Here is a 23,261-nt window from a genome sequence, read left to right on the forward strand (position 1 = left end):
TTATTTTATATTTAACTCATATTCTTGTCTTGAAGTAAGTGCTATCCTCAGCGTTCCTTCATCAAGATAGTCAATTTCTCCGCCCATTGGTATGCCGCAAGCAAGACGTGATATTTTCACATCCAAATTTTTTAGCAATTCAATTATATATTGTGCAGTAACTTGACCCTCTAATGTCGGATTAATTGCGATAATTATCTCTTCAATTTTAGACTCTGTCACTCTTTTCAGAATAGTATCAAGGTTGAGTTCTTTTGGACCTATGCCATTTATCGCAGACAATCTGCCCCCCAAAACATGGTATAAACCTGAATATATATTTCCTTTTTCAAACGCCCATAAATCACCCAATTCTTCTACTACACACAGTAACTTAGTGTCACGTTTTGGGTTAGTACAAATAGAACAAGGTGATTTAGTATCTAGATTTCCGCAAACTTCACACTCTATTATAAGATCTGCTAGCTCTTTAATCAAAGATGCAAGTGGTAGCATAACTTTTTCTTTGTTTTGGAGTAAATGTATAACTAACCTGCGTGATGATGATGGCCCTAAACTTGGCAATTTAGAGAAAGCATGAACTAGATTCTTTATGTTAACGTTCATTCAATAAATTCAGAATAGGCAGTCAAATGGTAACATCAAACCCTTTGTAAAGAAAGTGGTAAGTTTCTCTTGATCCACTTTGATTAGCTATAGAAAAAATTTTTTACTCTAACGCAAAAAATTACTTCCGCACACTTAAAGCCTGATTATAATAGACTTCTTGCATAACCCAAACTAAGTAGAAAAAGGTATCATCCGAGTAGCTCTCCTTTGTCATCCCAGTGCCCAGACACTGGGATCCAGGAATTTTATTAAGTTTGTAAGCATAAAAGTATAGCTAACGTGAGCTCTACGTCATACTGCCGCGAACCGTCATACCGCGATTCATTCGCGGTATCTCGGCCGCTAACAAGTAGCGGGATGACGGTTGTCAGGCTAGCTGTCATCCCAGTGCCCAGACACTGGGATGACAAAAAAAGGAGCACTGGAATGACAGCAATCTACGTCATACCGCGATTCATTCGCGGTATCTCAGCCGCTAACAAGAGATCCCGCTAACAAGCAGCGGGATGACGGTTGTCGTTTAGCCATAAACATTAAGAAATTTACCAAATGAAAAAAAAGGCAAAAGAAGCCCTGGGTTTATTATCCGCTTTAAAATATTGGCGTTTTTTATGTTTTAAACGCTTGACAAGCGAGATTCAGCCGCTTTTAATTGCAACTAACTTACGCTGCAAATGTTTAAGAAATTTACCAAGCAGAAAAAAAGACAAAGAATCCCCGAGTTAGCTAGTCTTTTACTATCTCTGTCGAGTATTGGCATTTTTTGATGTCTTGTAACGCTTTATAAGCGCGTTCAGCTTATTTAGATAAAAACCTAGATGTAGATGAAGTTTTGTAAAGACATACAGTATCTATATACTGCAAAAAATTGAACATAAGACGCCGATACATTAAGTAATCCTTACCTTTTAATCTGCAGATTGGTGAAAGCAAATACAATAGCTTCAGTTTCATGATAAGGGGGCTGGCGGAGGGTGTCAAGCAAGTTTTTTCGTTTCTATGTTGTCAGCTACTTGGATGACGCCAATCTGAGTTGACTACACCAACTCACATTCAGCAAAAAAGAAAGCTATCTCCTTACGAGCATTTTCTAGACTATCTGAGCCGTGAACTCTATTTTCACTAATATCATCAGCAAAATCACCCCTGATTGTGCCTTTATCTGCCTGCTTTGGATCGGTAGCTCCCATGATTTGTCTGTATTTACTTACTGCATTTTCACCAACTAAAACTTGAACTACCACAGAACCAGAGGTCATAAACTCTACTAATTCCCCAAAAAAAGGCCTATCTTTATGAATTTCATAAAACAGCTCTGCTTGTTTTTTTGTTAGTAACATCATTTTTTGTGCTGTGATTTTCAGCCCAGATTGTTCGATGTAGGAATTTATATTGCCTGTAATATTATTTTTTACTGCATCAGGTTTTAATATCGAAAGTGTCTTCTCAATTGCCATATTATTCCCTTATATAAGATTGTATATTTATGGATTCATTTTATTGCAAATTTTGATTTGATAAAAGTAGTTTTTTATTTATAGTTAAGAATAAACCATCAAGGAGGTATTGTATGGGTGAATGTTGTAAAAATAACACTACTAAACAAGCTGAGCCTACCACTAAAAAACAAGCTAAATCTACTACTAAAAAATTAGTAAGTAACTTTAAGTCATCACTTTTTTGTGGAACAAAAGGATTTTTAACTTTTAATTTGGCCTTTTTAAGCTTTTTGGAATATAGCTTACATCATAATACAGAATTAAAAAAAGGTGCTGCTTTTGCAATGAAAAGAAACACTATTCCATTTCTTGAAATGGCTATCATAGTGCCATTTGTTTGTTTTGCACTGCCAGCTATGCTAGGCAGTATGAGCCTCATGCAATGCGCACTTTTATGTGCTTCCTTAATGATTGCCACATGTTTTATTGTCAGAACTTTTCATCTGCGTGAGAAGTTAATGGAAAAAATCACTAACCATAGTAGAAAAGAAATAGACGCGGAATTTAAGAAAGATACTATAAAATTTCCTATCTTTGATCAAAATAGAAAACACACCGAGTATAATTCGCCTAACTCAGGGCGACTACTGGATGAAACAAGTAGCACCTCTCTTTTCGTTAAAGTTTTACTTTTTCCCCTCAAGGTTCTTCTGAATGTCCTGCAAAGTTGTATAATGCTATCTTTAGCTGCTGTTGAACTTCTTGAAACGGTACCAAGTCTTTTTGTCGATACATTTTTCGATTGGAACTTCACATCTACCAAGAGTAACCTGAAGAGATCAGGCCACTTATTGTATGCCAGTGTAAGAAATTTAGTGCCTATAACTAAATTTGATGAGTGTGTAGCTAATTTTATAGGCACCCCAGAAGTAACTTGTTGTAGTAGTGCGTAGGTGAAAAAGGCAGTTATCTTATTTAATCTTGGCGGGCCTGATTCACTAAATGCGGTCCGTCCTTTTTTATTCAACCTTTTTTATGACAGGAGAATAATCAATCTACCGAATCCCTTTCGGTTTCTTTTAGCAAAGTTTATATCTGCGAAACGAGAAAATACTGCACGAAAAATATACGAGGAAATTGGAGGTAAATCGCCAATTCTAGAGAATACAAAAATGCAAGCTAATGCTTCAGAACTAAAATTAAACGAAAATAGAAACCATGTACACAAGGTATTCATCTGCATGCGCTATTGGCGTCCATTTGCTGACGAAGTTATTGAAAGTGTAAAACAGTTTGATCCTGACGAAGTAATTCTGCTGCCACTGTATCCACAATATTCAACTACCACAACTCTGTCATCCATCGAGAATTGGCAAAAAAATGCTAAACGGTATGGCCTAAAATGCAATACAAAAATGATTCACCGTTATTATGATAACCAAGATTTTATTGAAGCTCACACTAATCTGATAGCTAAGTACTATAAATTGGCTAGAAAAATCGGTAAACCAAGAGTCCTATTTTCAGCCCATAGCTTACCTCTTAGTATCATTAAAAAGGGCGACCCTTACGCTTCACAGGTAGAAAGAAGCGTAGAGTTAATAGTAGAAAAGTTAGCTATCAATAACTTAGATTGGTCAATATGTTATCAGAGTAAGATTGGTCCTGTAAAATGGCTAGAGCCAAGCACTGAAAGTGAGCTATTACGCGCAAAAGCTGATGGTGTACCTGTAGTTCTATCACCTATATCTTTTGTTTCTGAGCATTCAGAAACTCTAGTTGAACTTGATATAGAATATAAAGCAATTATCAAGGATGGATATTACTTTCGTGTGCCAACTCTCAGTACCGATCCCTTGTTTATAAAATGCTTAGCCGATTTGTGCATAAATCTCCCTTAAAGTCCTGATTCATAGGGCTTTTCTTTTAGGATTTTATGTGATAGAATAACAGGAAGTTATTAACTATTTCATGCCAAACAAGCTAAAAAAGAAATCTAACATACTCGCACAAAGGGTGCATGATATTTATGATCATGATTTCAGGAAGGTAATCTGCATCACAACAGGTTTAACAGCCCTATTGTGTAAGATTTCACTGCAATTTTGCTGCGAGTTCATTGACAATAATAGATCCAATATCTTTCTTATACGGAATGTTGCTCGACTAGTAAAGTTTCCGACATCTATTCTATACATTGCCTATTCTGCATTTACTCTACAGGATCTAATTAAGGATTACAGAAACCCTGAGAGTAAAAAAGAGCTGGCAAAAATTGTGGGTAAATCGGCTAATCTTGCAAGCAGCACCATAGAAGCGCTAATGATGTTGAAAATCATCCATTTTTGCACTGGAAGCAATACAGACATAATAAGTTATATTAACTTAACCTCAACGATCCTATTTTTGTTCATTTCAGAACCTATAAGCTATTATTATACATGCAAGGAATATCTGGATAATAAGGATCCTGAAAAGTCTGCTGAGTGTAAGAAGGACCTTATTATTAGCACATTAACTTTGTCGTTAGGTTTATTAAACTTCATATTAAGAAGGATAGAGACTCCAACTATACCAATAAACTTAGGTAATGGTATAATCTATAATTTCAACTTAAGCGTAACAGTCAGCATAATATATAGTGCAGTATTTCTTGCAGTTCAGCTTGACAAATTGTTTCAACAACCTGTCAATGATGATCCTTCCACTGAACTTGATGATGTTCATAATATAAACGGTCATTCTAATGACAGCACTGTAGAGGTATAAGAATTAGGGATGAAAAGATTTTATTTCTACTGCCAACGCTAGTACTGCTAATTTGCTAACAATACTCCAAAGTGATAGAATTTTACCTTCTACAACCTGGCTAACATCATGAAACTCACAGTCAGTGGCATTCAAGCTAGAATATACATCTTTTCTGCTATTACATCGGTATAAGTAACATGTTGGAGTATCTCCTATATAGTATATTAGCGGTTCTGCAGAACTGCTTTTAAACATGTCAATGGTTGGTACACCTTCTTGTATAATAACGCTATTGATTGCTATTCCTTCTTTTATCTTTTTCATTTTATGACGCTTTTTTTTATTGAGGTTTAATATTTCCTCTCCACTTGTTGCTGTTATAATGCCCATCCCATATGTGCCATTGCTTGCTTTGATAAAAACGTAAGGTTGTGTTTTTATTTCATATTCCTCATATTTTTTTTGCACTAGAGATAATATTTGGTCAACTTTAGTTGCTACTGCTCCTAGTGACAAATCATCATCAAAATCAACTCCATCACAGCTCTCTGTAAGCACAGAAATTAGCCATGGGTCTATTTTAAATTCGCCACAAAACTCAGATGCTAATTCTTGATAGATTTCAAAATACTTAAATTTCTGCCTGCTATGCCAACCGTATAGTGGGCTTGGTACTATATCTTGCTTTACGTCTTTCAGCGTGTCTGGAATGTGGCTCGTCATATCACGGTTCAGTATAATAACATCAGGCACAAATCCTGAAGTTGTCTTTAGCAGAGAGTTTTCTTTCACAACAGTTTCATACTGTTCTATTAAATTGTATACTTCATTATATAAAAGGCCAATTCTAGTCTCAAAACCTGCGAGTTGTAGTATTTTCTCTATAACAAATACGTTTTCTATATACATTTTATTGCGTGTATAATTTTCCGGTATTATAAGAACCTTTTTGTATTGATGTCTTTTAAAATAGCTTTTTATCAATCTTGCTGCCATCGTTCTTGATTCTTCACTTAAGTTATTGAACCCCGCAGGAAATAAATTAGCGTCTACTGGAACGATTTTATAGCCAGAGTTTCTAAGATCTATAGAGCTATAAAATGGCGATGTAAGGCCATTAAATTTTGCTTCGAACCAATTATTTATACTTTTTTCCAAATCTGGGTGAATTATGTTTTGCATCTGCACTTTAAATGTTATAAGGAAGGTATTATATTATAAGCTATAGTTGAACATATTTAGTAAATTTGACTAAAGATTAAAGTATAATGAGATTCTTATTTAAAGTGATAGAAAAATGATTCAACACGATAACAATAAAATGTATGGCACTACTATATTATCAATTAGAAAAGATAAAAGTGTAGTAGTAATAGGTGACGGACAAGTTTCACTGGGCCACACTGTTATAAAATCTGGAGCAAAAAAAGTTAGGCGTCTTTCTGGTGATTCCGTAATTGCTGGATTTGCCGGGGCAACAGCCGACGCATTTACTCTTTTTGAAAGATTAGAATCTAAACTTGACAAGCACCCAGGGCAATTAATGAGAGCATGTGTTGAACTTGCAAAAGACTGGAGAATGGATAAATATCTGAGGAAATTAGAAGCTATGATGATCGTTGCAGATAAATCTATTTCATTAGTAATTACGGGAACAGGTGATGTTCTTGAACCTGAAGATGGAGTCGCAGCTATTGGCTCTGGGGGAAATTTTGCTCTATCTGCAGCAAGAGCTTTAATTGACATTAAAGGAATATCAATAGAGGAAATTGCGAAAAAGGCTATGAAGATAGCTGGCGATATATGTGTTTATACAAATCATAATGTAGTTATTGAAAAGATAGAGGAGTGATATGTCTTCCAAGCAAAAAACTTTATGCACCAATTTTTCCAATCAGCCCATAACCCTTTCAGAAGGGCGGTCTTGTAGTAGTGACACCTACGATGAAAAAGATAACCTCTATAAAGATACTAAGAGTGGTTTTGATTCAAATGACAGCGATGTTCAAGTTAATGACAGCACTCAAGTTTTGTTAGATGACCTGCCACCACAGAAGATAGTTAAAGAATTGGACAGATTCATAATCGGACAGGATGATGCAAAGCGTGCTGTTGCTATTGCGCTCAGAAATCGTTGGCGTCGCAATCAGGTTCCATTTCCATTGCGTGATGAAATCATACCTAAGAATATATTGATGATCGGTCATACAGGGGTTGGTAAAACTGAAATAGCTCGTCGCTTAGCAAAACTTGCCGGTGCACCGTTCATAAAAATTGAGGCAACGAAGTTTACTGAAATAGGGTACGTTGGACGTGACGTTGATTCGATAATACGCGATTTAGTTGATGCAGCAATAGTTTTAGTTAAAGAGAAAGCCCGTAAAGCCTTAGCTAAAAAGGCTTTAATTTTAGCTGAGAAAACAATAGTAAACTCTATGGTAGGCGAAAATGCAACCGAAGAGAGTAAAAAAATTTTTAGAGAAAGGTTGAGGAATAAAGAGTTTGAGGACGGAGAAGTTTCTATTAACGTCAGAGAGAGCAAGAGTATGTTACCTACTTTCGATATACCAGGCATGCCAGGTGGGCAAGTTGGTGTGATGAATGTAACAGAAATAATGGGCAAGATGTTTAACGGGAGCAAAAAAACAAAAACTATTACGGTGAAGGTAAAAGAAGCGCGTGAAATATTAATTAATGAAGAAAGTGAAAGGCTAATGGATGAAGATAAGATAATCAAAGAAGCCATTGATCTTGTTAGTAATGACGGTATAGTATTTTTGGATGAAATAGACAAAATTGCAGCGCGTACAGAAGTAAAAGGTGAAGTAAACAGAGAAGGAGTGCAACGCGATCTGTTACCATTACTTGAAGGAACAACTGTTACAACTAAGTATGGCCATGTAAAAACAGACTATATATTATTTATTGCATCTGGTGCTTTTCATCAGTCTAAACCATCTGACCTCTTACCGGAATTGCAGGGCAGATTACCGATCAGGGTAGAACTTAAGGCACTTACTCAAGAGGATTTAATAAGAATATTAAAGGAACCAGAATCTAGTTTGTTAAAGCAGTACATAGCTTTAATGAAAACAGAAAATGTGACACTTGAGTTCACTGATGATGGTATAAAAACCATAGCTGAAATAGCGTTTACAGTTAATAGGCAAGTGGAAAATATAGGCGCAAGAAGGCTTCACACTGTCATGGAGAAGCTTTTAGATGAAATAAGTTTCATTGCTTCTGAGAAAAATAGCGAAAAATTCATTATAGACAGCAAGTATGTAAAAGATAAACTTGAGTCAATTTCGAAGCAGCTTGATTTATCTAAGTTTATACTTTAGGAAAAACGAAAAGCCTACTTTAAGTAGTATAGAGAGTGTTCAGAAGATTAGCCAGTAGACCTAAAATTTCAGCTATATTCTTTAGGCTGTTTTTCAACAGTAGAATGGTGTGCTGCGACCTCTTGCTTAACATCTAAGCTTAAGTCAATTATTGAGATATTTTTTTCATCATAATCTATGTCTTTTATTAACATATCGTCAGTAATAGTCAAAAGGTCAGGCGGAGAAAGAATAGTTCTTTTATTACCAGCTCTCATTCCCACAACTCCAAGCTCTATAGCAAGTGGTATTTTTTTATCGCCAACCCTAAATTGCACTGTTTGATCTTTGACTATATATTCCCCATTATGCTCCTTTACGCTATATTTAACCGATATCTCATCACCGCACCTTACTTGTTTTCCAGTCTTGTTAATTAAGTCATTAAAAACCATCAGATTATTTACTGAGTCGGGATATTTATCCTTTACTTCGATCAGTTTGACGTAATAAGAATTAAAATTCATTTTGTTCTCATTGGCAATAGTAACTACACGCTCTCCGCCTTCTTTCATACCTATTGCCCCTAAACTCACTTCTTTTAGGTCATCTTGACCTATTTTCAAAGTAACATCAGAAACTTTGCTAGGGAGTGTTGCTGAGTTATTATTAGAAATTTTATATATTTGCAATAGGACTTCCAGGCCACAAAAAGCCTTGCTGCCACTGCCTTCAGTAATTTCATAAAAATTTATCGAATCCTCTTCTTTTTGCTGCGTCATTTCTTCTAAATATTCTGTTAGCCCATGCTTTTCAATATAGCGGTCAAGTGCTGATTCAAGTATTGGCTTCACTAGGTAATATGCTATCGTCTGTATCAAACCACCATGCGTGGCATTTATCTCATAAAGCTTGTCCTTTTTTTCCGGTTTACCTTTGTTTATATAGACAATAGTAAACACAAAAGCAGAAGTTAAAGTGAGAATCATTACTACGGAAATAAGCATTTGTAATATAATTTTTCTAACCATCTTTCTTTACTTGATTCAATAAATCATATAAATAATTAGTATCCCCTGAAAGCGCACTCAAATTATCCAAGCCTTGTTTAAAGAGGCCGTCTATATAGTCCTCTACTTCACTTTTACCAAGCACAGACATTAGGTTATTTGTTTTATCTTGTTCGTAGTCTTCAATATCATCCTTAGCTTGAAAGATAAGCCCTAAGTTTATCCCGTAGTTATATAACGCTCTCCGTTGTTCATCTGTAGCACCCCCTATTATAGCACCTATTTCACATGAAGCTGCAAATAGTTTTGCGGTTTTCATCAAATGAATTTCTTTTATTTTGTTAAAATCTGTGTCAATATCTAAAGCCTGTCCTCCCACCATTCCCCTAATTCCTATTGCTTGAGAGAGCACTTTTATGATCTCACAGCGTTTCTCATTTAACGAAGATAATACCTCAAAAGCCAGAGTAAGTAGTGCATCTCCGGCAAGCACTGCTGTTGCTTCATCAAATTTTTTATGGCAGCTTAGCTGGCTTCTGCGAGTATCACTGTTGTCTATGCACGGTAAATCATCGTGAATTAGAGAGTAAGCATGAACAAATTCAATTGCTGCAGCAACTGATATTACTTTTTTAGCTTCCGCGTTAAACACTTGCGATGAAGCTATGACTAAAAAGGAGCGTATATGTTTTGCAGGAGCAAGGAGTATATAACGCATAGCTGATATAAGCTTATTCTCGCTATTTTCGGGTAAGAGTTTGTTTACTTCTACAATAAGCAAATTTTTTGTTGTTTCGTCTAGCATTTTTGAATTGTTAATTGTTTAGCACGTAACGCTAGCCAGCTAGGGCAGTAGAAAACTTTGCTGTAGTTTACCAGTTATAAAAGATATTGCAAACATAAAAATTTTTTATAACATCAAAGAATAGGTTATTTTTTTGGTAAGAAATGTGAATAGCGAACTAGCAAAGAGCACTAGAGAAGACATAGAAGAAAAAGTGAAAAAGATTATACTAGAGCACATTAGTAAGGATGTAGAGAAATTCAACAGCTCTTCAAAGCTTTCGGAGCATGGTACGGACAGTTTAGATGCAGTTGAAATCATCATGGCGGCAGAAGAAGAGTTCGGGATAGAAATTCCAGATGAAGACGCACAAAAAATGGAAACTATGGAGCAAATAGTTGAGTACATTAATAATAAAAAAGGCTAATAGTTAGTGTTAAATGAGCAGAAGAGTAGTAGTCACTGGTGTTGGTTTAATCACTCCACTAGCAGCAGATGTTGACAACACTTGGTTAAGGCTAATAAAAGGTGAATCCGGCATAAAAGCAATCAATACGGATAGATTTGACTCTTCTGATCTTGCTTGCAAAATTGCAGGGCAGGTGCCGTTGCAATCAGACAACATTGAGCACCATTTCAATCCACTAGATTATATTTCTGAGAAAGACTCAAAAAGGACAGATCGTTTTATCCATTACGGTATTGCAGCAGCTATTCAGGCAGTAGATGATTCATTAATTTTGGAAAGCCAAAATATCAATCGGGAACGTGTTGGTGTGACTATTGGCTCTGGTATAGGTGGTCTTCCGTCAATTCAGGAAAATGTTATTACCATGCAGGAAAAAGGGCCCAGACGTGTCAGTCCATTTTTTGTCCCTGCAAGTCTAATAAATTTGATATCTGGCCATATTTCTATTAAATACGAATTTACAGGTCCAAACGATTCAGCAGTAACCGCATGTGCAACAGGTGCGCATGCAATCATAAACTCAGCAAGAACTATAAAACTTGGTGAAGCGGATGTGATGATTGCAGGTGGAGCAGAAAGTGCACTGTGTAGAGTTGGAATTGCAGGTTTTGCATCTATGAAAGCGTTATCAACTAAATTCAATGATAAACCCAAAGAAGCTTCCAGACCATGGGATGCAGAACGCGATGGTTTTGTTATGGGTGAAGGAGCAGGTATATTGGTGTTGGAAGAATACGAACATGCAAAAAAAAGGGGAGCAAAAATATATGCTGAACTGAATGGATATGGACTCACAGGAGACGCACACCACATCACTGCACCGCATCCAGAAGGAAGAGGCGCATTTAAAGCAATGCAACTTGCTCTTCATAGTGCACAAATTAATCCCAATCAAGTAGGGTATATCAATGCACATGGAACTTCAACACCACTTGGAGATAAAATCGAAGTGATAGCAATGAAAAAGTTGTTCGGCGATTACGCTTATAAAATACCCGTTTCTTCAACTAAATCCTCTACAGGGCACTTGCTTGGTGCTGCAGGAAGCGTTGAGGCAATATTCAGTATTCTTGCATTAAATAATGGGATTATTCCACCAACCTTAAATTTACACAAGCCTTCAGAAGGATGTGATTTAAATTTTGTACCGTTTAAAGCTCAGGAGCATAAAATTCAATATGCACTTTCTAATTCGTTTGGTTTTGGTGGCACTAATGCATCGCTCATATTTGGACAAGTTTAGTTGATGTCACCCCAGTGTCTTCCTCTTGTCATTCCAGTACCCTCCTCTTGTCATGCAAGCAGCTCTCCTACTGTCATTCCAGCACGTGACACTGGGATGACAAACGGTTGTGAAATGGAATACATATAAAAATTAAACTATCAATAGCAATTCAAAAAGAAAAAATATTCTATTCATCCCTGAAGAAGTATTTTATTGACAATTTATGAATAAAGATCAATAATGCAGAAAAGGAATTGATGGGCGTATGCATGAATTTAACCACTATTAATTGTACATTATTTGTTGTAATTACATATTTTTTGACGTGCATTATAGCTTGGTGCTTACCTTTCAAAGACATAACATTATTAACAACATTTGTTCCGGCTTCAGTTGCAATTTTGCTAACCATTTATAATAAACAGAAGGTAAGGGATCTTTTTAAACTTAGTTCGCCAAAAAACTGTCTATTAGGGTTTATACTTATTCTGGTAAGTATGCTAATTTCCAATGGTCTTTTGTCAATTTACTGCGGTTTTTCATTTTTCCGAGAGTCTTTTACGTTAGACCGTGTAAAGGATTTGAGTGCAGTTTTGAGTCCATTAGTGATGTTATTTGTTTTATTATCAACCTTTGTGATGTGGATCATTATGTCTCTTGGTGAAGAGATCGGTTGGCGTGGCTATCTTTTGAAAAATCTTAAAAGCAAAATATCAAATTTTTATATCAGAGCAATTATTGTCGGTATTATTTGGTCAGTATGGCACATACCAACTTATGTGGTTGCTGGCTCAGCTTTGTGGAAGGATGGCTTTACATTCCCGACTATTTGTGCTTATACCCTTTATATTTGTGCAATGTCTATAATGTTTACCTGGTTGTTTGAAAAAGACAACTCGATTTGGCCAGTAACTATTGCTCATGCAACAAATAATCTTGTGTATAGTGTTTTGAGCATTCTAATGCCGTCTCCTCCTCTGTCAACTTTCGATGCAGTAATTCGCCTTACATTAGGAGCAGCTGGTTATTTCATTGTTGCAATTGGTGTTATTTGGTTTGATAAAGCTCGAGAGCGTCATTTGAGTAATTCATAGTATAAAATTTCGGGGGCAATTCGCATCAGGTGTCATGCAGGTAGCATGACACTGGGATGATGAGGAAGAAAAAGCAAATTTTGCCTTTTACGGTCAATCTATTATACTTAGTAAGACTTCAATAAACTAATGAATTATACTTTATATCTAATTAAATGCACAAGATATTAATAAGAAATAACTACAAACCTTTGGTCGGAAAAATCAAGATTAATGGCTCAAAAAATGCTGTTTTACCAATAATGGCAGCAAGTCTATTAAGTAGCTCCCCGGTAATTTTGCATAATGTACCTGATTTAATTGATGTGCATCTAATGTCTAAGTTGCTTGAAAGTCTTGAAGCAGAAGTGAACTTTATGCACAATAAAAATTATAAAGCGAACCATACTTTGAAAATTGACTGCAGCAATATCAACAATCACGTGATGCCATATAAAACCGCAAGTAAGCTAAGAACTTCTTTTCTAATATTGGGTCCAATGCTTAGCAGATTTGGCAAAGCGAGAACAGCATTTCCTGGTGGATGCAACATTGGAAAGCGTCCCGTTGATATGCATATTAAAGCATTAGAAGAAATGGGAGCTAAAATTGAAATTGACGGCTATAATATAATTGCAACAGTGAAAGGAAAGCTACAAGGAAAAGAAATCACATTTGAGAAAATAAGTGTTGGCGCAACAGAAAATGTAATAATGGCAGCAACATTTGCAGAAGGAGTGACAACAATAAACAATGCTGCAACTGAGCCGGAAGTTCTTGATTTAATAGATTTTCTGAAGAAAATGGGTGCTGATATTGAAATTGATAATACAAAGGTCATAATAACAGGAGTTGAAGCACTAAATGGATGTGTTCATAAAATAATACCAGATCGCATAGAAGCAGGCACCTATGCACTAGCTGCTATAATAACCGGTGGTAAGTTGGAGTTGGAAGGAATAAATCTATCTGATATAAGGTGTATTACAAATGAGTTGGAGACTATAGGAGCTATGGTTGAACTGTATGATGGAGGCATTGTTATTTCCAGAAAAAATGGCTCTATTAAGTCTGCTAACGTTGCGACAGATCCATATCCCAATTTTCCCAGTGATATGCAACCACAACTGATGTCTGCAATGTGCATCGCTGATGGGATATCAGTAATTGAAGAGAACATTTTTGAAAACAGATTTACACATGCAGATGAATTGAGAAAGTTAGGTGCTAATATCAGCATCGAGAAAAGCAAAGCTACTATAAGTGGAATAAAAAGCTTATCTGGAGCTAATCTATATGCTACTGACTTAAGATCAACAGCAGCTTTGGTGCTTGCTTCTTTGGTAGCCGGTGGAGAAACTATAATAAACAATTCACATCATTTATGGAGAGGATATGAAGCAATGCATGAAAAACTCAATTCATGTGGAGCTGATATCTCCATTTCGTCTTGAGGATATTTTATGAATGAAGCAACCAAACGAACTATAGTAAAAGAAATAGATGCAATCTTATATGAAGAACATAAGGTATTAGACCATGGATTTATTCGAGTAGTGGATTATATGGGCTCTGATAGCGCTATAGTTCAAGCTGCTCGTGTTTCTTATGGCAAGGGAACAAAACAGATAAGTCAGGATGAAGCACTTATAAAGTATTTAATGAGACATCATCATACAACTCCATTTGAAATGTGTGAAATTAAGTTTCACGTGAAACTTCCAATTTTTGTTGCAAGGCAATGGATAAGGCATAGAACTGCAAATGTGAATGAATATTCAGCAAGGTATTCAATACTTGATAATGAATTTTATACACCTAAACCAGAACAAGTTGCAAAACAATCTGACAATAATAAACAAGGTAGCGGGGAAGCTTTTGATCCAGATACCTCAAAGGAAATAATAGATTCTCTAACAAATGACTCTAATTTAGTATATTCTCATTATGAAAAATTTATTGAGCAGGGGCTTGCAAGAGAAATTGCCAGAACTAACCTAATGCTTAATTACTACACGCAATTTTATTGGAAAATAGATCTGCATAATCTCCTTCATTTTTTGAAGCTTAGAGCTGATAAGCATGCCCAATATGAAATCAGAGTTTATGCAGAAGTTATGCTGGATATAATAAAAAAATGGGTTCCACTGGCCTACAATGCCTTTGTTGAATATTGCCTAGAATCAGCCTGTATTTCAAGAACTGGTCTAGAAATAATTCGCAAATTAATTAAAGGGGAAAACGTTACTAGAGAAGAAAGTAATATTGGTAAAAGAGAATGGGGCGAGCTGATGTCTATACTTGATAAACAATCTTAAAGATAAAGGCATACGTGTCAATCTCCTCTGTCAGTTAACTCTCGTTCACCAGATTGAATCTTGCTTTTTACATCACATTAACTCATCACTTTTATAGAACATCTCATTAAAATCATTTAGAGTTCCAAAATCCTGACCCTTGATAAACAGGTGATCATTAGCAACATGTGCTTCATCAAGAGTAAACAGCTCGTAATGATGATTGTGAGCGGGACTAACAATTTCATTATATAAAACCATTACTTGTTCGTAGTTATATCCATCGCCAGCATGATATTTACCACGTACGGTATCATAAAAATTCTTTACATCATCATATGTCACTTGCAGCTCCACCTTATACTTTCCCACTTCAAGAGGACTTCCTGTCTTTATTTTTAAGGGATGTTGTGAATTTGCAACACTGTTAGAAGTTTCTGCTTCAATATCAGAATTTTTATCCATATTTTCTATCACACTTGCCATAACAGTTTCTTGTTCATCTTCTGTTGGTTTTGTTTGTTTTTCAGTCTTATTACTGCTACTGTCAGTTTCCACAGTTACTTTTTTTACTTCTATATCTTTTTGAGCTTTCTCATTACTTTGCTTGTGTATTTCATCTCCATGCAATTTTTCCTGCAGAGCTTTTTTCGTATCAGCATAATCATCACGATTGCTTTGCAAAGCTGGTTTATAACTGCTGCTATCATCCGCTTGCATTTGATCTATATAGTTAGATTCTTCTTCCTGTATAGTATTTTTTGCGTTATCCTCACCAACCGTTCCTTTCTCCCCAGACTTGGCTTCACTCTCTACCACAACTTCTTCGTCTACTTGCTCATCATCAATTGTAAATTCAGTACCTATCTGATTGCTATCTTCCTCCAATTCATTAGATAATTTTTCAGATAGCTGGTCACCACTCAAATATGGTTCCTTTGAATATTTAGCATAATTATGGGGATCGGTTCTGTTTTCTGAATAAAACCCACTTTCAAAGTCTGAGTAGGAGCTTTGATTGAGCACAAAAAATAAGTTTTCATAATTAACCAGCATATCACTATCAGGGCTAACAAAATTTAAATATTCATCGCCTTCCCATTCTGGGTGGTGTCTATACTCTGCTATGTAGTATTTACTAGAGTCGAGAGGTATCTTGTCACCTTCTTCCCCATCAAGTTGTAAAACTACTGCTGAATGCCCATTACCTAAATCATTACCTTTTACCACTTTGAATATTTTAATCTCATCCTTTTCTACAAGTTCTTTTAACTCCTCGTTCTTTTCATTTAACTCTTCCTCCCTTTGTCTTTCTGCTTCTCTTTCTCTTGCCAATCTTTCTGCTTCTTCATCAGCTTTCTTCTGCAGTTGTGAGAATACATTTTGTAATATATCTTGTGTGGTTAAGCTATTTGTGTTGCTTAAAAAATTATCTAACACATTTGATGCAATTGGTGACAATTCACCGTGATCATCAAATACTTTTTCCTTTGCTTTATTATAGTGATTTGGGTTATAGATTGCATACAGAGGATAAAAACCATAATCTGCAATTGACGCTCCGTCAGGTGATAGTTCCATTGAGAATCCATAGTAATTAAGTGGAAGATTGGAGGTTAAATATTTACCGTTATCATCCCTAACGTGTAGCTCACTTCTACCATTGTGCTCACTATATTTGTTGTAGTAGATATAAAAATTCTCATGGTTAAGATTGAAGTGATCATCTAGATTATCGAATTGAATTGTACTGCCAAGCTTCTCCCGCAAAAGATTTTTGCTTTCATCTGTAAGCTTTATATGTGCAGAAAAGTAGTATCGATCTATAGGTTCGCCTTTTTCTATTTCAAAGTTCAAAGTAATCTTGTCGTTGACCATTGGTAGCCTCCACAAATTCTATAAATCATTTTATTTATCAATCATACGGTCTGTACTATGAAAAATGTGTTAAACGTTAAGATTTTCTCTGTACCGATTCATCTATATTGCCAGGCTTAATAAAGTTACAAGCTCTTTAAAACAATGTTAAACTCAATCACTATGGCAAAAACAGTTGACGTATTACTATCACTTCCAATTGATCAGTTATTTTCATATGCAATTGAGGAAAATACTGAGATTTTACTTGGAGATTACGTAGTGGTGCCATTTGGCAAAAAACGCTTAATCGGAATAGTTTGGAAATACAGTGATAAAAGTAACCGAGAATTAAAATTTATTGAGCAAAAAATCGATTTACCAAATATTAGACCAAAATTGATTGCATTTGCAGAGTGGGTTGCACAATACAATTTAATACCTATTGGTATGCTTGCCAAAGTGATAATGGGAGGAGTGTTAAAAGTAAATCACATAGATAAATTGGTTTGTGTTGAACAAAAGCAGGAAACAAGTGAAATAAGTTGCCAATTAAGCCCTGAACAGCAGATAGCTAGTGATAAAATAATAAGCAATTTGAACGAGTATTCAGTGACTTTGCTTGACGGTGAGACAGGATCTGGAAAAACCGAAGTTTATCTCTCTGTGATTGCACAATTGATTAAGAATTACACTGCCGTTCCAAATGCTGCTCAGACTTTACCATCCCAGTGCCCAGAGACACAACTGTACGAACATTGTGATTTGGGTCTACCAAGAGGGTGTTATCCGAGTAGCCTGACACTGGGATCCAGTTTTTCATATAACCTCATTACAAATGTTTATTTTAACTTAAAACCAATACCTAATTTACAATCAAAATTCCTGGATTCCAGTGTCAAGCACTGGAATGACACCTTTATACTCAAGGCAAAACCCACTGTAACATTTAGCATACCGTCTTTGCCACGTACTAGTATGACACCAGAATATGTTGAAATGACATCAGGAGAAGGTAATACACAAATTTTAATCCTCCTACCTGAAATTGTTTTAACTTCACAATTGGTAAATCGTGTTCGCGGTCAGATATCAAAAAACTTAGTTGAATGGCACTCAGGGCTCACTCCAAAAACTCGCCGGAATAATTGGCTCAATATAGCAAATGGAAATGCGCAGATAATTATTGGTGCACGGTCAGCGCTTTTTTTGCCTTATAAAAACCTAAAATTGATTATCGTTGATGAAGAGCACGACTCATCTTTTAAACAAGAACAGGGAATTATATATAATGCTCGAGATATGGCGATAATCTTAGCCAAATTTGAAAATATTCCGATTATTTTATCATCAGCTACTCCACTGCTTGAAACGATTCATCATGTTAAAAACGGGAATTACAATCATGTAAAGCTAACTAAGCGATTTGGTGGTGCAGAATTGCCACTCATTAAAGTAGTAGATATGAGGAACAACAAGCAATGGATCTCCTCTGAGCTTTTTGAAAGCATCAAACAAACCATAGAGAAAAAACAGCAGGTTATGCTTTTTCTAAACCGCAGAGGGTATGCACAACTGGCAATTTGTAAAAAGTGTGGATATAAAATTTCCTGCTTAAATTGTGCTGTTTGGCTTACATATCACAAGAAAAAAAATGCTCTTTTGTGCCACCACTGCTCTTATCAATTGAAACTTCCAGAAAAATGCTCTAATTGCCAAAGTGAACAGCCATTGTCCCTCTACGGCATAGGAATTGAAAGGTTACTTGAAGAAATGGTGAAATTAATACCAAACGCAAAAACTGCGATGATAAGCAGCGATCAGAAGTCGGTTAGTAACATCATTGATTTAGTGTTAAAGGAAGAGGTGAACATTATAATCGGCACACAGATAATTGCTAAGGGGCACAATTTTCCCAAATTAACTTTGGTTGGAGTAATAAATGCAGATTTGAGCCTCGAAAATTCTGATTTAAGAGCAGCGGAAAAGACGTATCAATTATTGCACCAAGTTGCAGGCAGATCAGGAAGGTTTAATGAAAAAGGAATGGTAATAGTGCAAACTAATAATCCTGAAAGTTCAATAATAAAAGCATTGCTGCATCAAAAAAGAGACTCATTTTATGAAATCGAACTTAAGTCAAGACGCGAAGCCAAAATGCCACCATTTAGCAGATTAATAGCGCTTATAATTTGTGGTAAGAATCAGATTGCAACACAAAAAGCAGCGAATGAAATAGTAAAATCTCTTCTTTGTTATCCAAGTAGCTTAACTACTTGTATCCAGGAAAAAAATGTAGGTGTAGACAAAAAGGAATTTGAAATTCTTGGCCCATCACCAGCAGCAATAAATTTTTTAAATAATAAGTATCGGCATAGGGTATTATTAAAAATACACAATAAACACAGTTTATCTATACAAAAAAAGCTGAAATATTGGATTAAAAATTGTAACTTGAATTCGAGTATTGCAGTGATAATAGATGTTGATCCTGTGAGTTTTTTTTAACGAGTTCCGTTAAGCCTTCTTGCCAATTACCACAACATTCTCACTGGGAAAAAAATAATCAGGTACAGCCATATTTTTCGGTGCAGGACCCCCAATCACTCGGCCTGATGTATCATAATATGAACCGTGGCAAGGACAGAACCAACCATTACCATCTCTTGTAGCGTGGTCAACCGGTACACACCCAAGATGTGTACATATTCCAAGCATAATTAACCATTCGTCTTTTCCTTCGTATACTCTCTGCTCATCTAATTGAGGATCCCTCAAGCTCTTCACATTCACAGCTCTTGCAGCCTCAATTTCTTGCTTTGTGCGTCTACGAATGAATACTGGTTTACCTTGCCACTTTACTTTTACTCCGTGTCCTTCCTGAATTCCAGACAAATTCACCTCCACTGTGGAAGTTGCTAGAACTTCAGCAGAAGGATTCATAGATTTAACCAGTGGCCAAAGTCCGCTTGCAGCTCCTATACCTGCCATAGCGCATGTAGTTAATGTTATAAAATCTCTCCTACTCTTATTTTTAGTAAGGTCTTTAACAGGAGGTGTTTTTTTATCCTCTTTGTTTGCCAGTGGTTTTTTATTTTTAGTTAAATTTTTGTCCATTGATCTTTACTTAGCCATAAGTATATATTTTAATTTAAATACTGCGTATTAATCAACAAAAACTTGCGCTTTTTGTTTAACCTGTACTACGGTTGAGAAGAGATAGAGTTTTCAACTTCAAAAATACTATCTTCAGTGGAATCAGGATCTTCAATTTTCGCTACTGACACCACTTTTTCTCTACTTTCTGTTTTAAACAGAGTGACTCCTTGAGTGCTGCGTCCTGCAATTCTAATCTCATTGACCGAAATGCGAATTAACTTTCCTTTATCTGTAATAAGCATTATATTATCACCCTGCTCAACTGGAAAACTAGCAACAACATTACCGTTTCTGCTAGTAGTAAGAATATTGGTGATACCAACACCACCCCTGTTAGTTACTCTATATTCATACGCAGAAGTTCTTTTACCAAAGCCATTTTCAGTAATAGTTAATATAAACTCCTCATTCACTGCAAGTTTTAAGAATAATTCGTTATCTATTCCTAAATCATTCAAAGTCTTTTCCAATTTAGAATCAATGGAGTTATTAATTGCAGTCCCCAGTCTTTTTGCAAGTGGAACTTTTAAGTAAAGTTCTTTTGTTTCTGTTGCTACACCTATCCCATTTAATATGGTCATGGATATCACGCTGTCATTCTTTACAAGTTTGATACCTCTTACGCCATCTGAATTGCGACTCTTAAATTGACGCACATCACTTACAACAAATCTGATACTTTTTCCAAGCGTTGTTGAAAGTAAAACATGGTCAATTTCATTACATACCTTAACCGATACTAATTTGTCTCCTTCATCGAGCTTTATTGCTATTTTTCCATTGCTTGGAATATAGTGAAAGTCCGCTAAGGAGTTACGCCTTATGTTTCCATAGGCAGTAGCAAAAACTATGTTTTGATTTTCGTCATTTTCACTTGGCAATGGCATGATATTAGTTATAGTTTCACCATCGCTAAGCGGAAATATGTTAACAAGTGCTCTTCCACGTGCGGTTGGCTCTGCAAGAGGTAACTTATAAACTTTTAATCTATAAACTCGACCAATGTTAGAAAAGAATAAAAAGCTAGTATGGGTATTTCCAACAAATAATTCTGTGATTACATCCTCTTCTTTTAATCCCTGTCCTAGCTTTCCTTTTCCACCACGACGCTGAGTTCTGTAGTGAGAAAGTTTTACACGCTTGATATAACCATTCATAGTTACGGTTATCACCATATCCTCTTGTGGAATTAGATCTTCAGCTTCAATGTCCGCGTCTGACTCTTCTATTGAAGTTTTTCGCGGCACAGCAAATCTGTTCTTTATTTCTTGTAGATTGTTTTTTATTTCTTTCATCAACTTCTCTCCTGAGCCAAGAAAAGCGATATATTCTTTTATCAGGTTGATCATTGAACTTAGCTCAGCTTCTAATTTGTCTTTTTCAAGGCCTGTTAAACGCTGCAGTTTCATATCAAGGATAGCTTTAATTTGTAGCTCAGTTAATCTATACACTCCATCTTTCAAAAAACTTGCGCTATCTGAAATCAACTCGATAATAGTGTTGATTTCATTCGAAGTTTTCCATTCTTTATTTAAAAGTTCTCTACTTGCTTCCGCAGGATCTTTTGCACCGCGGATGATTTTTATCACTTCATCTATGCTGAGGACCGCAATGTAGAGCCCTATATATATATGAGCTTTTTCTCTCGTTTTTCTTAGACGAAATTCTGTTCTCCTGATTAACACTTCTTTTCTAAAATCAATAAAGGCCTCTATGATTTCTTTCAATGACGTCAAAGCAGGCCTGTTGTTATTGAGCACTAAAGTGTTAACACTAAAACTACTTCTTAGTGGAGTTAGCCCCAATATTTGATTAAGTATAAAACTTGCTTCAGCATTTCTTTTGAGGTCAATTACTACTCTAATACCAGACTTATCGGACTCATCCCTAATTTCTGTTATACCATCAATTCTTTTTTCTTTTACAAGCTCACCTATCTTCTCAATTAATTTTACTTTATTTACCTGGTAAGGTATTTCATCAATCACTATTGCTTGCCTATCTTGTGGCAGATCTTCTATATGAGTCTTGCCTTGCACAACAATTGATCCACGACCAGTTGCAAATGCTGATCTTATTCCAGACCTTCCAAGAATTGTTCCCCCAGTTGGAAAATCCGGCCCTGGCATCACTTCAAGTAACTCATCCAAAGTAACTTCAGGATTATTTACATATAATATACAAGCATCTATTATTTCTCCAAGATTATGAGAAGGAATATTGGTTGCCATACCAACTGCAACACCACTTGCACCGTTTACCAATAGATTCGGAAACTCTGCAGGCAGCACAACTGGTTCTGTTTCATTTCCATCGTAGTTTGGCCTAAAATTAACTGTATCTTCATCAATATCATTCAGTAAAAAGTGCGACACTTTTTGAAGTCTTGCTTCTGTGTATCGCATTGAAGCTGGTGGATCTCCATCTATCGAACCAAAGTTACCTTGCCCATCAACAAGTGGTAAAAGAAGAGAGAAATCTTGGGCCATTCTAACCAAGGAATCGTAAATAGCTGCATCACCATGTGGGTGATATTTCCCCATTACATCCCCAACTATACGAGCTGCCTTTTTATATGGCTTACCGGCATCGAATCCAGCTCTTGACATTGCATATAATATGCGCCTGTGAACAGGTTTAAATCCATCCCGCACGTCAGGTATAGCCCGGCTTATGATAACGCTCATTGCGTAGGAAAGATAAGAATCTTCCAGCTCTTTTACTATTGAGATTGGTACTATATTATCCTGCATTTTCTATACTTTAATTGAAGTAATTAATAATACTAACATTCAGTTAAGCAAATGGGCAATGACAGACTTGAACTGCCGACCTCCTCGGTGTAAACGAGATGCTCTACCAGCTGAGCTAATTGCCCCTTTAGATCTAATTCTATAGCTCAATATTATTATTGTAAACAAAAATAGCAATAAATTGTATCCGTTCAGCAGAGTGGCAAAATAGGTAGACAAGGTGATCTAAAAAGATAATCATAGAGTAAATGTGAGGTAAGTCCTTACAATAAATGGTGTCATCCAAGTAGCCGACACTGGGATCCAGAAAAAAGAATGGTGTCATTCCAGTGCTTGACACTGGAATCCAGCTTTTTCATAATCATTAAAACGTTGTATTTTTACATAAAACAGCTATTTTTATGCTCGCCAACTTAATAAAATTCCTGGATCCCAGTGGGCTTTGTTGCATCGCTAGCTATGATGGATTAAAGATAAAAAAGATAGCGAATATCAGTAGCTTATTATTCTGG

At 35.9% G+C, this 23,261-nt stretch carries 21 protein-coding genes and 1 tRNA gene; 12 read left to right on the forward strand and 10 right to left on the reverse strand.

Annotated features, from left to right (window positions below):
* Positions 1-606 (reverse strand): recombination mediator RecR, encoded by a 606-nt coding sequence (gene recR / locus WHA_RS05315; RefSeq protein ID WP_010963080.1) that lies wholly within the window; start codon positions 604-606, stop codon positions 1-3.
* Positions 607-1,646: 1,040 nt separating this feature from the next.
* Positions 1,647-2,066, reverse strand: a complete 420-nt coding sequence (gene ndk, locus WHA_RS05320; protein WP_015589428.1) for a nucleoside-diphosphate kinase — start codon at positions 2,064-2,066, stop codon at positions 1,647-1,649.
* A 113-nt stretch (positions 2,067-2,179) separates the two neighbouring features.
* Here ndk and WHA_RS05325 point away from each other — a divergent pair, with 113 nt between their 5' ends.
* The 3 genes from WHA_RS05325 (at position 2,180) to WHA_RS05335 (ending at position 4,817) form a co-directional block, all read left to right on the forward strand.
* On the forward strand, positions 2,180-3,001 hold the full coding sequence (locus WHA_RS05325) for a hypothetical protein (protein ID WP_015589429.1): 822 nt from the start codon (positions 2,180-2,182) through the stop codon (positions 2,999-3,001).
* Complete coding sequence (gene hemH / locus WHA_RS05330; RefSeq protein WP_010082099.1) at positions 3,002-3,949, forward strand: ferrochelatase; 948 nt, start codon at positions 3,002-3,004, stop codon at positions 3,947-3,949. It begins immediately after the preceding gene.
* A gap of 70 nt (positions 3,950-4,019) precedes the next feature.
* Complete coding sequence (locus tag WHA_RS05335; protein ID WP_015589430.1) at positions 4,020-4,817, forward strand: hypothetical protein; 798 nt, start codon at positions 4,020-4,022, stop codon at positions 4,815-4,817.
* Positions 4,818-4,820: 3 nt separating this feature from the next.
* Here the strand turns inward: WHA_RS05335 and gshA are convergent, their stop codons facing one another.
* Positions 4,821-5,981: a glutamate--cysteine ligase gene (gene gshA, locus WHA_RS05340; RefSeq protein WP_015589431.1), complete on the reverse strand. Its 1,161-nt coding sequence runs from the start codon at positions 5,979-5,981 to the stop codon at positions 4,821-4,823.
* A 115-nt stretch (positions 5,982-6,096) separates the two neighbouring features.
* On the opposite strand from gshA, the gene hslV reads away from it, so the two are divergent.
* Complete coding sequence (gene hslV, locus WHA_RS05345) at positions 6,097-6,651, forward strand: ATP-dependent protease subunit HslV (protein ID WP_006280198.1); 555 nt, start codon at positions 6,097-6,099, stop codon at positions 6,649-6,651.
* A 1-nt stretch (position 6,652) separates the two neighbouring features.
* Positions 6,653-8,143, forward strand: a complete 1,491-nt coding sequence (gene hslU, locus WHA_RS05350) for an ATP-dependent protease ATPase subunit HslU (protein ID WP_006280200.1) — start codon at positions 6,653-6,655, stop codon at positions 8,141-8,143.
* Positions 8,144-8,211: 68 nt separating this feature from the next.
* Here the strand turns inward: hslU and WHA_RS05355 are convergent, their stop codons facing one another.
* Entirely contained in the window at positions 8,212-9,153 is a 942-nt protein-coding gene (locus WHA_RS05355) for an FKBP-type peptidyl-prolyl cis-trans isomerase (RefSeq protein WP_015589432.1), read from the reverse strand.
* The gene (locus WHA_RS05360) at positions 9,146-9,937 is read right to left on the reverse strand and encodes a polyprenyl synthetase family protein (RefSeq protein ID WP_015589433.1); all 792 of its coding nucleotides are present in this window, start codon (positions 9,935-9,937) and stop codon (positions 9,146-9,148) included. The genes WHA_RS05355 and WHA_RS05360 overlap by 8 nt, the downstream gene beginning before the upstream one ends.
* A gap of 145 nt (positions 9,938-10,082) precedes the next feature.
* Between WHA_RS05360 and acpP the strand changes: the two genes are divergently transcribed.
* Genes acpP through WHA_RS07270 form a run of 3 tightly spaced genes read left to right on the forward strand, consistent with a single transcriptional unit; the run spans position 10,083 to position 11,757 of the window.
* Positions 10,083-10,343, forward strand: a complete 261-nt coding sequence (gene acpP, locus WHA_RS05365) for an acyl carrier protein (protein ID WP_006279836.1) — start codon at positions 10,083-10,085, stop codon at positions 10,341-10,343.
* Positions 10,344-10,356: 13 nt separating this feature from the next.
* Positions 10,357-11,628, forward strand: a complete 1,272-nt coding sequence (fabF, locus tag WHA_RS05370) for a beta-ketoacyl-ACP synthase II (protein ID WP_015589434.1) — start codon at positions 10,357-10,359, stop codon at positions 11,626-11,628.
* Between the two features lie 3 nt (positions 11,629-11,631).
* Positions 11,632-11,757, forward strand: a complete 126-nt coding sequence (locus WHA_RS07270; protein WP_255324783.1) for a hypothetical protein — start codon at positions 11,632-11,634, stop codon at positions 11,755-11,757.
* A gap of 40 nt (positions 11,758-11,797) precedes the next feature.
* Here WHA_RS07270 and WHA_RS07155 read toward each other — a convergent pair whose 3' ends face one another.
* Positions 11,798-12,022 carry a hypothetical protein gene (locus tag WHA_RS07155; RefSeq protein ID WP_010082031.1) on the reverse strand — a complete coding sequence of 75 codons (225 nt, stop codon included), beginning with the start codon at positions 12,020-12,022 and terminating at the stop codon, positions 11,798-11,800.
* Here WHA_RS07155 and WHA_RS07580 point away from each other — a divergent pair.
* The 3 genes from WHA_RS07580 to thyX all read left to right on the forward strand — a co-directional run bounded on the left by WHA_RS07580 (position 11,931) and on the right by thyX (position 15,001).
* Entirely contained in the window at positions 11,931-12,704 is a 774-nt protein-coding gene (locus WHA_RS07580; protein ID WP_416635899.1) for a CPBP family intramembrane glutamic endopeptidase, read from the forward strand. The two genes, WHA_RS07155 and WHA_RS07580, sit on opposite strands and share 92 nt — an antisense overlap.
* Positions 12,705-12,859: 155 nt before the next feature.
* Positions 12,860-14,137, forward strand: coding sequence for a UDP-N-acetylglucosamine 1-carboxyvinyltransferase (gene murA, locus WHA_RS05380; protein WP_015589435.1), 1,278 nt, complete (start codon positions 12,860-12,862; stop codon positions 14,135-14,137).
* Positions 14,138-14,146: 9 nt separating this feature from the next.
* Entirely contained in the window at positions 14,147-15,001 is an 855-nt protein-coding gene (gene thyX / locus WHA_RS05385) for an FAD-dependent thymidylate synthase (protein WP_015589436.1), read from the forward strand.
* 72 nt (positions 15,002-15,073) lie between these two features.
* Here the strand turns inward: thyX and WHA_RS05390 are convergent, their stop codons facing one another.
* The gene (locus WHA_RS05390; RefSeq protein WP_015589437.1) at positions 15,074-16,858 is read right to left on the reverse strand and encodes a hypothetical protein; all 1,785 of its coding nucleotides are present in this window, start codon (positions 16,856-16,858) and stop codon (positions 15,074-15,076) included.
* 144 nt (positions 16,859-17,002) lie between these two features.
* Between WHA_RS05390 and priA the strand changes: the two genes are divergently transcribed.
* On the forward strand, positions 17,003-19,345 hold the full coding sequence (gene priA / locus WHA_RS05395; RefSeq protein ID WP_015589438.1) for a replication restart helicase PriA: 2,343 nt from the start codon (positions 17,003-17,005) through the stop codon (positions 19,343-19,345).
* Positions 19,346-19,354: 9 nt separating this feature from the next.
* Here the strand turns inward: priA and petA are convergent, their stop codons facing one another.
* From petA to WHA_RS05410, 3 genes are all read right to left on the reverse strand, one after another.
* Entirely contained in the window at positions 19,355-19,954 is a 600-nt protein-coding gene (gene petA, locus WHA_RS05400; RefSeq protein ID WP_015589439.1) for a ubiquinol-cytochrome c reductase iron-sulfur subunit, read from the reverse strand.
* Positions 19,955-20,040: 86 nt separating this feature from the next.
* A complete protein-coding gene (gene gyrA / locus WHA_RS05405) occupies positions 20,041-22,749 on the reverse strand; it encodes a DNA gyrase subunit A (protein ID WP_015589440.1) in 2,709 nt (902 codons plus the stop codon).
* Positions 22,750-22,801: 52 nt separating this feature from the next.
* Positions 22,802-22,874, reverse strand: a tRNA-Val gene (locus tag WHA_RS05410).
* Between the last annotated feature and the right edge of the window lie 387 nt (positions 22,875-23,261).

This window comes from Wolbachia endosymbiont of Drosophila simulans wHa (assembly GCF_000376605.1).
GTDB classification, from domain to species: Bacteria; Pseudomonadota; Alphaproteobacteria; order Rickettsiales; family Anaplasmataceae; genus Wolbachia; species Wolbachia pipientis.